The sequence below is a fragment of the Embleya sp. NPDC025285 genome, assembly GCF_055558835.1.
Map to the genome: position 1 here is coordinate 1 of NZ_JBVHLU010000178.1, position 13,107 is coordinate 13,107.

Here is a 13,107-nt window from a genome sequence, read left to right on the forward strand (position 1 = left end):
GCACCCCCCCCCCCCCCCCCCCCCACCCCCCACCCCCCCCCCCCCCCCCCCCCCCCCCCCCCCCCCCCCCACGGCCCGTTTCGGCGTCCTCGGCCATTTTCCGAAACGGCGCCCGGTGACGCCGCGGTCCCGAGATGAATTTCGATTCCGGGGGAAAGTGCCGCGCCACGGCCGGGGCCCCTGTGATCCGCAGGGAATCCACACCTCCACACGGTCACGCCCGCCTCCGCCGTTTCCGCCGACATACCGCGCCCATCTCCCGCGAGGGTTGTCGCGCAACGGAAACGCCGGCACTCCGGCGGTGGCGGCGGGATCGGTGACAAGACCCACTACTGCAAACGGGTGTACCCGACGCGGTGCCGGGCAGGTAGCACCCGCGTCCATCCGACCAACGAAGGGGATGCCCAGATGAGCCCGAGTACCGTGAGCACGACCGAGACGACCGCCACCGAACGGCACATGCCCTCCGTCGGCCTCCCGACGACGGAGGAGATGGCGAACATGACGGCGACGGACGCCCGGGCGATGTCCAAGGTGCTCTTCGATCGGCTGAAGGTGCTGGAGGAGGGCACGCACGAGTACCAGTACGTGCGCAACACCCTCATCGAGGTCAACATCCCGCTCGTGCGCTACGTCGCCGGGCGATTCCGGGCGCGCAGCGAGACCGCGGAGGAGATGGTCCAGGTCGGCACGATAGGCCTGATCAAGGCCATCGACCGGTTCGATCCGGCGTTCGGGTACGAATTCCCCACCTTCGCCATCCCCACCATCTCCGGCGAGATCAAGCGCTTCTTCCGCGACACCTCCTGGGCGGTGCACGTCCCGCGCCGTTTGCAGGAACTGCGCCTGGAGCTGGCCAGGGCCCGCGACGCGTTCACCACCGAACACGATCGCGAACCCACCAAGGCCGAACTCGCCACCCTCACCGGGACGAGCGTCGAGGAGGTCGCCGAGGGGCTGACCGCCTCGGCCGGCTACACCGCCGCGTCCCTGGACGCCCCCGCCGGCGACGACGACGGACCGGCTCGCTCGTACAGCGCGCAGGCGTCGTTCGTGGACCCGGGCTTCGACATGGTCGAGAACCTGCACGTCCTCAAACCCGCCATCGCCGCCCTGCCCGAACGTGAACGCGACATCGTGTCCATGCGCTTCGGCCAGGAGATGACCCAGGCCGAGATCGGCGAACGCCTGGGCCTGTCCCAGATGCACATCTCCCGGCTGATCTCCCGCATCCTCGACAAACTCCGCGCCGAACTGATCACCGTCTGAGCCCAGGGTTCCCCGGTCCTTCGACGCCTTCGTGCGCGAAGGCGGTGGTGAGTCGGGCTTCCAGCTCGTCGAGTCGGGGCAGGTCGGTGGCAAGGGCCACGTATCGCCATCCGACGCCGTCCGCGGGGCGGTCCGTGTACAGGACCACGCCTTCTCGCCCACCCGGTCGAAAGTCCAGGCCGGCCTCGATCAGACCTTCCCGCACCGTGTCGAACGCCATGGCCGGACCGGCTCGAAAAGTGCCCATCGACCAGACGGGTGCGGGGTCCTCGCCCACGAGCCGGGTCACCAGGGCGTGGGCGGTGGTGGTCGCGGTGCGTCGGACGTTGCATTCCAGGGCGTGGAGGCCGCCGTCCCGGGCGTAAACCGCGTCCAGACTGTACGGCCCCAGGTATCCCTCGGCGCCGAGGTGACGTCCCAGGGCGATGGTCCAGTCGGCGAGTTCCGCGCGGGCCGTCTCGGGAAGGTCGTTCAGCGGCGAACGGTAGCCGGCGAACGAGCCCCCGCACATGCGCATCTCGCCGTCGTACAGCGCCGTCGCCCGCTCGCGCGCGACGTGGCCCTGGGCACTGACGGCGCGGGTGTGCTCGACGTACCGCTCCACGACCCACCGGCTGTCGGGGGCGACGGGCGCCGTGGCCCGCGGTTCTCCCCGAGTCACGAAGGAAAGGCCGTGGCCGCCGGCGGAGCGGTCGGTTTTGACGACCACGCGCTCCCATACCGACAACATGTCGTCGATGGTCCGGGGGAGGTCGGCGCCTGTGCACACCCGACCGGACGGCAGGCGCATCCCCAGTCGGTCGGCGAGGGAGCGGAAGCCGGATTTGGTGTTCAGGTCCGCCACCGTTCGCACGACGCGGCGCGAGGGGCGGTCCGCTCCGTACGGGGCGACGGGGATGCCGAGGTCTGCGGCGAGGGCGACCGACGCTTCGTCGAGGGCGGTCGGGAGCAGGCGCGTACCGGGGCGTTCGTGCACGAGTGCGCGCAGCGGTTCCAACAGGCCGTGCATGGCGATGGCCTCCGCCATCGGTGCGTGCGTGGTGTCGGGCACCGTGACCACCGTGACGGAGTCCTCGGGCATCGCGAGCATGCGCAGGGCGTAGCGTCGAAAGGCATCGGACAGTGGCAGCGGAACGACCAGGAGGTCACCCGGTTTGGTGAGCCAGATTTTGCGGGACGCCTGCTCCGACCAGCGCCGCAGGATCGACGTCTCGCGGAGATCGACGGCCAGGGGCGACACGAAGTTGGCCAGGATCAGGAGCCCGCCCGGGTCTCGATGTTCGGCGATCACCGGGTGCCCGCCCCGGGTGCGGGAGTGGCTCCCGATGCGAAGGTACCGGCCTCTCGGGAACGCAGGGAGCTTCGGCCCTCGTTCCACGCGGCAAGCAGGTGTGCGGCGAGACGGTCTTCCACGAGACCGGTCGCCCGGATTCCGAACACGAGGTCGCTTTCGAGGTCGGGTTCGTCTTCCAGCAGCCCCGCCACCACCTCGCGTCGCATGAGCTGTTCGTGGACGGCGTCCGCCTCCACATGTTCGGTGTAGAAGAAGGCGCAGGCAGGGTCCGCGACGTCCAGCCGCCGCAGCGCCTGGGCCAGGCGGGCCGCGCCGGGCGGCGAGCCGATCTCGATGGCGGCGAACTGGCCGACCGCCATCGCCCGGTGCTCCCGGTGCAGCCCGAACAGTGACATGAGGTTGACCACCGCGAGCATGGGCGCGGGCACTCGGTCGAGGTAGCAGCCGTACGTGGCGTCCAGTCCCAGACCGCGCATGAGGTCGGCGAACAACCGCGCGTGCATGCGCTCGGCGCGGCCACCGCCGTACTCGTCGAACTCGACCGTGATCACGCCCGCCTTGGCCCGCCCGGTCAGGCGCGGGATGAGCCACGCCTGGGGGTCGGCCTCCTTGAGGTGGTACAGCGAGCGGTGGACGACGTACTCGCGAAACTGTTCCACGTTGCCGTGGTCGAGCAGATGGTGGCTGACGCCGCCGCGGTCCAACGGCTCGATCAGCAAGGGCGCGAGCGCGTCGTCCACGCCGGCGTCGGCGGCATCGACGTGCGCGCGCAGGGCGCGTAGGAACGCCCCTTCCAAGCGGCCCCGCAGGCGCAGCAGGTCGGGATCCCACTCCCATCGGGCGCCCACCCCCGCGAACGAGCGGTAGTGCAGTTCGTAGCACGCGTACAACGCGAGTTGGAGGTCCTCGCCGAAGGGATCCGCATCGACCTCGACCTCGGGGGTTTGCATACCGCTTCCGGCGGGGTTGCGCAGCGCCGCGACGATGGCGCGTGACAGGGGGCCGCGGGGGGCGGGTAGTTCCGGTTCGGTCATCGCTGCTCCCGGACTGTGCGAGTCGCGGCCTGTGGCTCGTTGGGGAGCCGGTGGGGTCGGTGGCTGGTGTCGCACCACGGCGGTCGACGGGTGCGGCGGCACGTGCACAGCGCCACGATCCGCCGATCGGAGGATGCCGTGCTTCCGTCGGCCAGGAGCACCTCCACCGGCCCCTCGATCAGCATCGGTCCGCCGTCGACCACCTCGACGCGGCGTGTCTCACGACTGGGAATCGCCACGGATGACCACCAATTCCTCTTCTCGGCAGCCGGGCTTCACCAGACCGCGTTCCTCCAGGAAGGCCGCGCGGGCGGACAGGACGGGACCGAACGGCTCGAGGCTTCGCGCGACCACGCGGGCACGCAGGCCGACCGACTCGAGCAGACCCAACGTCGTCCCCACCCCGCACAGCGCCGAATGCACCACCAGCAGTGTCCCGCCGGGGTTCAGGTAGTCCGGAACCTGGGTGCAGAGCCGGTCCAGGACCAGCCGTCCGTCCGTGCCGGCTTCCCACGCACGGGAGGGCCCTCGGACGGGGACGTCATCTTCGGGGGAGGGCACGTACGGCGGGTTCGCGAGGATGACGTCGAATGTTTGGCCCGCCACGGGTTCCAGGAGATCTCCACGCAGGACGTTGACCCGGCGCCGACGCCAGGCGCTGTTCAGGCGGGCCGTCCAGACGGCTTGGCGGGAGACGTCGATCGCGGTGACCCGACACCTTCCGGACGGCGCGGAGGCGGCCGCGAGCGCCACGGCGCCGGTGCCGGTGCCGACATCCAGAACACGATCGGACCGGTGCAGGCCCTGCTCGATGAACGCCGACGCCAACAGTCTGGTGTCCGCCTGGGGACGGTAGGTCCCCGGCAAGCGCAGCATTCTCATTACCTCCGGCTGCCCGGCCCGCCCTGGGCGAAACTCCATGATCGCCGCGCTGCCGGAAGCGATGCGGGGCCGACATCGAAGGCGCAGGGTGATCGATCGGTCACGGTGGGATCGCGCTGATTCGTGGCACCGTGCGAATGCGCCCCGTCGTAGGCGGCCTCGACCACGACGCGGTACGTTCCACCCGCACACCGGCCGCCCAGCCACCGCCCTGGACGGCGTGGGCGGGGCCTGCCGGGAATCCGTACGCACGCACACAGGAGTCGACGTGACGCCGACCGAAGCGGATCTCACCGAAGCCGTGTACCAAGCCGCCCGCGCCGCCATCTCGGACCTGTTTCGGGAATACCCGGATCACGACTTCTACTACTGCGCGCTGGTCACGCCGGGTGAGGCCTTCGGCCCGTCGTTGTCGGCCTGGTCGACCCAGGCCCTGGCCGCCGCGGCGGGCGGCTCGGCGGCCGAGGCCGAGGAACTGCGGTGGTCCTACGCGGATTCGCCGTTCTGCACCTACGGGGAGCGGCACCTCGCCCCGATCCGAAGCCTCTTCGACGCCCGACCCCAGGTCTTCGAACTCCCCGACGACGAGGGCGAGGACGAGTACGAACTGCGGTTGCGCGCGATGGTCACGGCGATGGGCCGCCTCGACGCGGAAGGGCTGTTCGGCAACGGCGAGCGGCGTCTGTCCATGGTCGCCGTCGTCGAGGTTCCCGGGGACGAGGCCGAGAACGTCGCCCGTGCCCGCGCCCTGAACCCCCCGGCGGCCGTCGCGGCGTACATGGACGCGTTCGGTCCGTTGGACGAATGATTCCAGGCATTGGCGGGGGTAGGCGGTCGGTGACCCGGGAGCGTCGGTTGGCGAGACGGTCCGATGCGGTGTCGACGGCGCCTGCGGAGCGCCGATGGTGCCTTTGCGAAGGGGTCGTACATGGTTTTGCGCGGGTGGGAACTCGCATCGGCCTTCCCATCCGGTCCGACAAACCACCGCCGAGGAGCCATACGCGTCACATCGGTCGTGGCGGCGCCCAAAACCGTCCCGCTGCTTCAGGCTTATCGGCGGCTCCGTCGAACGACGAACAAGGCGTGACGGTGTGGCTGGAATGGCGCCGGGCCGGCCGGGTGCGTCAGCGGATTCCTGCCGGGGATGACGGCGACGGCGGCCACGACTTTCCCTGACCGGCGACTGAGACGGCGTGAAGTCGGACCTGATTCTCCGTTACGATTTCCTTCTTCCCAGGAAGGGGATTCTCCGAAAATGGCTCAGCGCGTAGTCACGTTGTTCATCGATGACATCACCGGCAACGAAGGTGAAGACATCGCGACGCACACCTTCAGCCTGGATGGCGTCAGCTACGAAATCGACCTCGGCCAAGACACCTACCAGCAACTGCTGGACTCTCTGGGCCCGTACTTCAGGGCCGGCCGCAAGGTCGGCACGTCGCGTCGCACCAAGGCCGTACGTCTGGCGGCGGGCGAGGGACCGGACCCGGTGAAGGTGCGGGAGTGGGCCAGGTCGCAGGGCCTTGAAGTCAACGCCCGCGGTCGGGTTCCCTCCGAACTGGTCGAGAAGTACCGGGCCGCGCACTGAGCGACCGCGCCGGAGCCGCTCGGGATCTGCCATCGCAACGGGTGCCCAAAGATCGCCCGCGTCAACGGTCCCGCGAGGCAGCGGTCCGCACACACCCTGACGGCCCGCCAGGATCCGATGGGTGTCATGACGATGCGGGCAGACCCGGTAAGACTGGGCGGGCACCCCACACGGCGCCCACGCTCTCGCCTCGTGGCGGCCTGCTCCCCGCGATGGAGACAGGAGACGGTTCCGACCGCGCGTCGGTACCGTCTCCTGTACGTCGGATGGGTACGCGGTGATCGGCGAGCGGACGACCCATATCGGCGAATCATCCGACTCGTCGCGCCTGGTTCCGGCTCAAAGGCGGATGGCGAAGATGCGGTCGAAGGCGCGGATCACGGCTTCGGACAGGTTGATTTCGAAAGACGCGGTCGAGTGGGATCCGAATTCGTCGAGACTCGATTCGGGGAATGACTCCCTCATGCGCATCGCGAGGTCGATGTGGTCGGACCAGGCCAGATCCAACTCCGTTCGAAAGACCTCGGCGCATGCAACCCGCCACGGTGTCTGCTCGCCCGCGTACCGCTCCGCATAGCGGCGGGCGAGCGAGTCCACGGTGGCCGAGTGCCTCAGGACACGATGTGTGCGTTCGAGGCCGCGCACCGTCGTCTCGAGCAATCCGACGATGTCGGAGGGCGACCCGCCGTCGGGCGAAACCGCTGCCCGCGCAGTCCGGTAGCGCTTCTCCGACTCGGCCAGTACATCCCAGCGCTGCAGTTCTCTCCTGCCGTGGACCGCGACTCGATCCATGACCTCGACGTACTGTGCGTCGACACCCCGGAATTCCGGCGCGCGCAGGTCCACGACGTCCAGCCCGAAGACCGCCTCGAGAACGGCGCCGTAGGACACCGTCGACCGGCAACCCCCGCGAACGGTCGCATACTTGCGCCGTCGATCATGGCCAGCATGCCCGTTACGAAGTCCGTGTCGAAGTTCCTGCCCGTGCTGCGGGACAGGGTCTCGATCGCCGGGGCGACAAAATCCACCACCTCGTCGTGGCGACTCCCGGGGCCAATCATCCGGGCATTCCCCGCCAAACGGTGGTGCAATTCGGCGTCGGTAACGCCGGGAAGTGCCGATCCGGCCCGCGCAATGGCCGAGGCGTCCGTGCCGCTCGGGAGAATGCGATCGACTGCCATATTTTCCGCCTCGAAGCCGCGAAATGACTTCCGGAATCCCGGATTCTGCGTCCCCGCAAGGTAGCAGCCGACTCGACCCTGCGTTCGAATCGGCGCCGTTGTCGAATGGTTCAGCGTGCCGATGGTCGACGTGCGGCCCCGCGCGCACGGCGTGCGGGGCCGCATCCTCATAGGACGTTCTTGCGGCGGGCGGCGGTGATCCAGGTCGGGAACTCGGAGAGCAGCCGGTCGTAAAGCTCTTGATCGGGGACTTCGCTGATGTCGTCCACGGCGAAGAAGCCGACGTTGTCGACGCGGCGACCGCGCATGGTGTCGAGGCGCCGCAGTACGCCGTAGTCCGCGTTGCCCAGGCCCACGAACTGCCAGAACATCGGTTCCGTGGACGCGTCCTTGAGTTCACGCTTGATTTCGTTGTTGCGATAGACGCCACCGTCCGAGAAGAAAAGCACCAGGGTGGGAGCGGCGGACGGATGCTCCCGGACGTACGAGCGAACCTCGGCGATCACCTTGTGCTCTTCGTTGCCGTAACCGACCGCCGTCATGTCGACCTGACCCGGTTGCAGCTCCTGCTCGGCCTCGTCCCCTCCCGGACGGACGTGCAGCCGGAGCCATTCGGGGAGTCGACCCACACGCAGGTCCGGAAGGCGCGCCGGGGCCGAGGCGAACGTCCAGGCCTGCATCACACCGTCGTCCTCCAACCGCGCGGCCACGGCCGTCATGCGCTCCACCACGTCGGCGACGACACCGCGGGAGTAGAGCCAGTCCATGGAGCCGGACGCGTCCATGACCAGGATCACTCGGGCGGCGATCCCGGCCGCCCCGTGCTTGCGGAGACTTGTCGCCACTTGCTCCTTGCGGAGCGAAAGACGATTGCGCATGTCCACGGGCAGCGCCTCCTCGCCCTGCTCGGCCGGTGCGGCGACGGGTACTGCCGCCGACACGGACGGGGGCTGGGGAGCGACCGGTTGATCCGGAACCGGCGGGGACGCGACAGGGTCGGTTGCCGGCTCGTCGTGCACCGCGATGCCGTAGTCCGCGGCCAGCCCGGCGAGCCCGGAGGCGTACCCCTGTCCGACCGCGCGGAACTTCCACCGCCCGTGGTGCCGGTACAACTCGCCGCTGACGAAGGCGGTCTCGATCCCGCCCTCCATGTCGAAGCGTGCGATCTCGGCCGACGTCCGAGTGTCCAGCAACCTGAGGCTCAGGTCCGGCACCTGGCCGAAGGTGCCACCCTCGGACGACGCGCACAGCAGGACCCGTTGTATCGCGTCTTCCACGACGGCGAGATGTACCGCGAGGGTGTCCGTCACGCCGTCGGCGGTCTTCTCCTTCCCCAGATGCGTCACCGCCTCGGACGGGTGGCGCGGTTGGTTGTAGAAGACGAAGTCACCGTCCCCACGCACGTGTCCGGCGTCCGTGAGAAGCAGCGCCGACGCGTCGATGTCGGGTACCCCGGGGCCCTGGGACCACGAAAGCTCGGCACGGATTTCCGGGGAATCGACGGGCAAGTTGGCGCCTTGGCTCAAAGATGAAGGTTTCATGGCGCAAGTTTGCCGAGTGCCCGACGCCCCGCTGCGATCCGGGTCGACCCACCGTGCCGCGGGTATCGGTCGCGGGGGCGCTCGGGCTGTAACACCGCACGGCCACGGGGCTTTGAAGCTTCGTCGGCGTCTCCATCCGTCTGGGCACCCTCGATCGGCCGACGTCGGGCACCGTGCGTCTGGCCGGGTACGACGTGGGGCGTCTGTCGGACGCGCGACTGTCCGACGCGGGCGAGCCGCATCGGCTTCGTCTTCCAACATCTGCGATCGCGAGCCGGTTCGCGGGGCGGCTCACGGGCCCGGGTGTCGGACGGCATGGCGGGGCGTGAAGCCCTCGCAGCGGGAGTGCGGCCCGCAGGGGGAGTTCCGGCGGCCGGGCCTTGGCTAATCTGCACGGGTGACCACCGACTTGACTCTGTTGCCGCGTGTCGCCTATCGCGGACGGGAGGTCACCGCGCCCCGGCTCCGCGCTCTCCTCGCGCTGCTCGCGGGTGATTTGCGTACGGGGTGCAGCACCGGACGTCTGGTGGAGGGGCTGTGGCCGGACGAGTTGCCGGAGCGACCGGCGAAGGCGGTGCAGGTTCTGGTGTCCAGGGCGCGGGCGCAGTTGGGCGCAGGAATCCTGGCGAGCACGCCGACCGGATACCGGCTGGCCCTCGCCGAGGATCGGGTCGACAGCTCGGCCCTGCTGCTGCACGCCGCCGCGAGCGCGGACCGGGCCAGGACCGGGGAGCACGCGGGGTCGTTGGCGGCGGCCGAGGCCGGGCTCGCGTTGTGGGAGGGCACCCCGGGCGGGGCCGGCGCCACCGACGACCCCGTGGCCGCGCTGCGCGCCGAGCGCGCCCCCGTCCGCGGCACGCTCGTACGCGCGCGGGCGCTCGCGCTCGCCCGGCTGGGGCGGTACGCGGAGGCGGTGGGGCCGCTGGCCGCGGCCGCCGCGGAGCACCCACGCGACGAGGAGGTGCTCGCCGAGTTGCTGCGCGGCGAGGCGGCGACGGCGGGCCCGTCCGCCGCGCTGACGCGGTATGAGGCGTACCGCCGCGAGCTGCGCGAGGAACTCGGCTCGGACCCGGGCGGCGGGCTCCAGGCCGTACAGCGGGAGCTGCTGCGCACCCGGGCGCCTGTGGTCGGGCGCGGCGTGCCGCACGAGCCGAACCGGCTGCTGGGGCGGGACGAGGACATCGCGGCGGTGGAGCGGCTGCTGCGCGCCTCTCGCGCCGTCACCGTCGTGGGCCCCGGTGGCCTCGGCAAGACCCGGCTCGTGCACGCCGTCAGCCGCCGGGCCGAGCAACGCGCGGTGTACTTCGTGCCGCTCGCCGGCGTCACCGCGGACGAGGACGTGGCCGCGGAGGTGGTGTCCGCGCTCGGCGCGGGCGAGGGACGGCCCGGCGCCCTGAGCGGCCACGCCCCGGCCGAGCCGGTGTCCGCCATCCTCGGTGTGCTCGGCTCCGGGCCCGGCCTGCTGGTTCTGGACAACTGCGAGCAGGTCATCCGGGGCGCCGCCGCCCTCGTACAGAACCTGGTCGCGGCCACGAAGGACCTGCGGGTGCTCTCCACCAGCCGATCCCCACTGGACCTCACCTCGGAGGCGGTGTACGCGCTGCCGGAGCTCGGTCTCGACACCTCCATCGAACTGTTCACGCAGCGGGCCCGGGCCGCCCGGCCCGGCGTGGAGCTGCCGCCGGACACGGTGGCCGGGCTGTGCCGCCACCTCGACGGGCTGCCGCTCGCGGTGGAGTTGGCCGCGGCGCGGGTGCGAGTGCTGTCGGTTGCGGAGATCGCCCGCCGGCTCGGCGACCGATTCGCACTCCTTCGCGGCGGGGCGCGGGACGCGCCGGAGCGCCACCGCACCCTGCACGCGGTCGTGGAGTGGAGCTGGAACCTGCTCACCCGGGACGCCAGGGCGGCGCTGCGCGCGCTGTCCGTCTTCCCGGGCGGCTTCCTGGGCGAAGCGGCGGAGCACCTCCTAGGCAAGGACGCGCTGTTGCTCCTCGAGCAGGCGACCGATCAGTCGCTGCTGACCGTCACCGACACCCCGGCCGGCGTGCGGTTCCGGATGCTGGAGACCGTGAGGGAGTTCAGCGCGGCCCGGCGCGCGGAGGCGGGCGAGAACGAGGAGGCCGTCGACCGATTCCTGGCCTGGGCACGGGACTTCGGGGTCACCTACCACGACTGGGTATTCGGCCCGGAACCGCGGACCGCCTGGGAGCGAATCAGGGCCGAGCAGGACAACCTCGTGTCGGCGCTGCGGCACGCCCTGGCTCGTACGGACGGCCCCACCACCGCCGCCCTCACCGCCGTCCTCGCCGCACTGTGGTCCACCGACTCCAACCACCCCCGCCTCATCGCCCTGGCCGCGGACACCGGTCCGCTGCTGTCGCGCTATCGCCCTGAGCCCCGATACGTCGAAGTCGCCCGCGCAGCCGCGGTGTTGTGCATGGCGAGCCTGTTCATGGACTACGGTCCGCACGCCGACGTCACCCGCCGGCTCGTCACCCTGCGGCGTCTGCCGCCGGCTCCGCCGGACACGCTGCTGCGCGCGACCGCGGCGGTGCTGAGCGCGATCCCCGAGATGCTGCCTCCCGACTACGACGTACTGCACAGGCTCTGCGGCCACGAGCAGCCGCTGGTCGCCGGCATCGCCGAGTGTGTCGCCACCTATGTCTGGGAGCACGAGCACGACATCGACCGCGCGCTCGCCTCGGCCCGCCGGATGACCGCCGCACTGGCTTCGGCGGACAACCCGTTCCTGCGGGTCATGGGTCATTCCCGGCTGAGCGAGCTGTGCTTGCGGACCGGGCGGGGCGAGGCCGCGTACAGACACCTCCAGGCGGCGCTCGAGCAGCTGCCGCGGCTCGGCGACGCGCACGACTACATCGGGATCCGATCGGCCCTCGCCCTCGCCTGCCTGCAGCGCGGCCGTTACGACGAAGCCGAGTACTGGCTGGGGCAGGCCCAGGGTGACAACACCCCACGGGCCGATGCCTTCTACAGCCCCGATCTCGGCGCGCGCGCCGAGATCGCGCTCGCCCGCGGACTGACGGAGGCCGGGCTCGGCCTGTGGCGCGGTGCCGTGGAGCGGATGTCCGAGGCGGACGCGATGCATGACGGCGACCCCTGGCTCGACCCGTGGGCGCTGCAGATCCAGGCGGCGGCGGTGACCGCGCACGCGCACGCCGGCCGCCTCGAGCCCGTCGCGGAACTGGTCGTTCGGTTGCGGCAGCGGCTGTGGACGCTGCTTTCCGGCCCGTCCCGCACGCCGGTGGAACTCCCTGTGTTCGGGACGGTGCTGCACGCGCTCGGCGTGACGGGGCTCGCGGCGGGCGACGCCCGCGCCGTGCGGATGCTCGCCTTGGCCGAACGGCTGCGGGTGCTGCGCGAGTTCGCGCCGACGATGTCCGGGGACCGCGCCCGGCGGGCGGCCGAGGACGCCGACCGGGCGGCGTACGCCGAAGCGGTGTCGGAGTACGCCGCCCTGGGGCGGGACGAGCTGCGGGAGGCAGCCCGCACGCTCATTTCGGGTCGCGGCGGAACAGCGAATTCGACCAGCGGCACCCGAGGGCGGCCAGGCCCAGGCACCAGATGATCGTGACCCACCCGTTGTCGCCGATCTCGGTGCCGAGCAGCAGGCCGCGCAGGGTTTCGATGGCGGGGGTGAACGGCTGGTATTCGGCGATCGGCTGGAACCAGCCCGGCATCGCGTCGATGGGCACGAAGGCGCTGGAGATGAGCGGGAGGATGATCAGCGGCAGCGCGTTGTTACTGGCCGCCTCGGCGTTGGGGCCGGCCAGGCCGATGCCGACGGCGATCCAGGTGAACGCCACGGCGACCAGCGTGAGCAGGCCGAACGCCGCGAGCCATTCCAGGGCAGTGGCGTCGGTGGATCGGAAGCCGATGGCCACGGCGACGGCGCCCACGAGCACGACGCTGATGACCGCCTGCAGCACACTTGCGACGACGTGCCCGATGAGCACCGCCCCTCGGTGGATCGCCATCGTACGGAAGCGGGCGATGATGCCCTCGGTCATGTCCATGGACACGGAGATCGCGGTCCCGGCCGGGGTGGCGCCGATGGTCATCATCAGGATGCCAGGGACGAGATAGGCGATGTAGCCGGCGCGATCGGCGCTGCCGCCGTCGATGCCCGCGCTCATCACGTCACCGAAGACGTAGACGAAGAGCAGCAGCAGGACGATCGGCGTCAGCAGGATGTTGAGGGTGAGGGAGGGGTAGCGCCGGGCGTGCAGGAGGTTGCGGCGCAGCATCGTGTTCGAGTCGCGTACGGCGAGGGAGAGGGAGCTCATCGGACAGCCTCCTT

11 protein-coding genes and 1 pseudogene are annotated in these 13,107 nt (G+C 70.6%); 5 read left to right on the plus strand and 7 right to left on the minus strand.

What is annotated here, in order from left to right; genetic code table 11:
* The first annotated feature begins 408 nt into the window (after positions 1-408).
* On the plus strand, positions 409-1,269 hold the full coding sequence (locus ACZ4FV_RS49900) for a SigB/SigF/SigG family RNA polymerase sigma factor (RefSeq protein ID WP_402242532.1): 861 nt from the start codon (positions 409-411) through the stop codon (positions 1,267-1,269).
* Here the strand turns inward: ACZ4FV_RS49900 and ACZ4FV_RS49905 are convergent.
* Genes ACZ4FV_RS49905 through ACZ4FV_RS49920 form a run of 4 tightly spaced genes read right to left on the minus strand, consistent with a single transcriptional unit; the run spans position 1,259 to position 4,479 of the window.
* The gene (locus ACZ4FV_RS49905; protein ID WP_465327987.1) at positions 1,259-2,560 is read right to left on the minus strand and encodes a preATP grasp domain-containing protein; all 1,302 of its coding nucleotides are present in this window, start codon (positions 2,558-2,560) and stop codon (positions 1,259-1,261) included. The genes ACZ4FV_RS49900 and ACZ4FV_RS49905 overlap by 11 nt on opposite strands.
* Positions 2,557-3,597 carry an iron-containing redox enzyme family protein gene (locus ACZ4FV_RS49910; RefSeq protein WP_465327989.1) on the minus strand — a complete coding sequence of 347 codons (1,041 nt, stop codon included), beginning with the start codon at positions 3,595-3,597 and terminating at the stop codon, positions 2,557-2,559. The genes ACZ4FV_RS49905 and ACZ4FV_RS49910 overlap by 4 nt, the downstream gene beginning before the upstream one ends.
* Positions 3,594-3,782: a CDGSH iron-sulfur domain-containing protein gene (locus ACZ4FV_RS49915; RefSeq protein WP_395861825.1), complete on the minus strand. Its 189-nt coding sequence runs from the start codon at positions 3,780-3,782 to the stop codon at positions 3,594-3,596. The genes ACZ4FV_RS49910 and ACZ4FV_RS49915 overlap by 4 nt, the downstream gene beginning before the upstream one ends.
* Before the next feature lie 34 nt (positions 3,783-3,816).
* Entirely contained in the window at positions 3,817-4,479 is a 663-nt protein-coding gene (locus ACZ4FV_RS49920) for a HemK2/MTQ2 family protein methyltransferase (protein ID WP_465327991.1), read from the minus strand.
* Between the two features lie 268 nt (positions 4,480-4,747).
* On the opposite strand from ACZ4FV_RS49920, the gene ACZ4FV_RS49925 reads away from it, so the two are divergent.
* Complete coding sequence (locus ACZ4FV_RS49925; protein WP_395861005.1) at positions 4,748-5,287, plus strand: DUF4303 domain-containing protein; 540 nt, start codon at positions 4,748-4,750, stop codon at positions 5,285-5,287.
* A 447-nt stretch (positions 5,288-5,734) separates the two neighbouring features.
* Positions 5,735-6,067: a histone-like nucleoid-structuring protein Lsr2 gene (locus ACZ4FV_RS49930; RefSeq protein ID WP_395861007.1), complete on the plus strand. Its 333-nt coding sequence runs from the start codon at positions 5,735-5,737 to the stop codon at positions 6,065-6,067.
* Between the two features lie 339 nt (positions 6,068-6,406).
* On the opposite strand, the gene ACZ4FV_RS49935 is transcribed toward ACZ4FV_RS49930, so the two are convergent.
* Both ACZ4FV_RS49935 and ACZ4FV_RS49940 read right to left on the minus strand, forming a co-directional pair.
* A complete protein-coding gene (locus ACZ4FV_RS49935; RefSeq protein ID WP_402242527.1) occupies positions 6,407-6,958 on the minus strand; it encodes a hypothetical protein in 552 nt (183 codons plus the stop codon).
* Positions 6,959-7,415: 457 nt separating this feature from the next.
* A complete protein-coding gene (locus tag ACZ4FV_RS49940; RefSeq protein ID WP_402242525.1) occupies positions 7,416-8,789 on the minus strand; it encodes a VWA domain-containing protein in 1,374 nt (457 codons plus the stop codon).
* A 140-nt stretch (positions 8,790-8,929) separates the two neighbouring features.
* On the opposite strand from ACZ4FV_RS49940, the pseudogene ACZ4FV_RS49945 reads away from it, so the two are divergent.
* Both ACZ4FV_RS49945 and ACZ4FV_RS49950 read left to right on the plus strand, forming a co-directional pair.
* Positions 8,930-9,068: pseudogene (locus ACZ4FV_RS49945) on the plus strand (ABC transporter ATP-binding protein); the annotation flags it as partial.
* Between the two features lie 118 nt (positions 9,069-9,186).
* Positions 9,187-12,375 (plus strand): ATP-binding protein, encoded by a 3,189-nt coding sequence (locus tag ACZ4FV_RS49950; protein ID WP_465327994.1) that lies wholly within the window; start codon positions 9,187-9,189, stop codon positions 12,373-12,375.
* Here the strand turns inward: ACZ4FV_RS49950 and ACZ4FV_RS49955 are convergent.
* Positions 12,302-13,093 (minus strand): ABC transporter permease, encoded by a 792-nt coding sequence (locus ACZ4FV_RS49955; protein ID WP_465327996.1) that lies wholly within the window; start codon positions 13,091-13,093, stop codon positions 12,302-12,304. The genes ACZ4FV_RS49950 and ACZ4FV_RS49955 overlap by 74 nt on opposite strands.
* Positions 13,094-13,107: the final 14 nt, after the last annotated feature.

Bases quoted from the DNA above. Each gene is read 5' to 3' on its own strand.
- ACZ4FV_RS49915 (WP_395861825.1), bottom strand. From the start codon at position 3,782: ATGCTGATCGAGGGGCCGGTGGAGGTGCTCCTGGCCGACGGAAGCACG.
- ACZ4FV_RS49910 (WP_465327989.1), bottom strand. From the start codon at position 3,597: ATGACCGAACCGGAACTACCCGCCCCCCGCGGCCCCCTGTCACGCGCC.
- ACZ4FV_RS49900 (WP_402242532.1), top strand. From the start codon at position 409: ATGAGCCCGAGTACCGTGAGCACGACCGAGACGACCGCCACCGAACGG.
- ACZ4FV_RS49920 (WP_465327991.1), bottom strand. From the start codon at position 4,479: ATGAGAATGCTGCGCTTGCCGGGGACCTACCGTCCCCAGGCGGACACC.
- ACZ4FV_RS49940 (WP_402242525.1), bottom strand. From the start codon at position 8,789: ATGAAACCTTCATCTTTGAGCCAAGGCGCCAACTTGCCCGTCGATTCC.
- ACZ4FV_RS49930 (WP_395861007.1), top strand. From the start codon at position 5,735: ATGGCTCAGCGCGTAGTCACGTTGTTCATCGATGACATCACCGGCAAC.
- ACZ4FV_RS49955 (WP_465327996.1), bottom strand. From the start codon at position 13,093: ATGAGCTCCCTCTCCCTCGCCGTACGCGACTCGAACACGATGCTGCGC.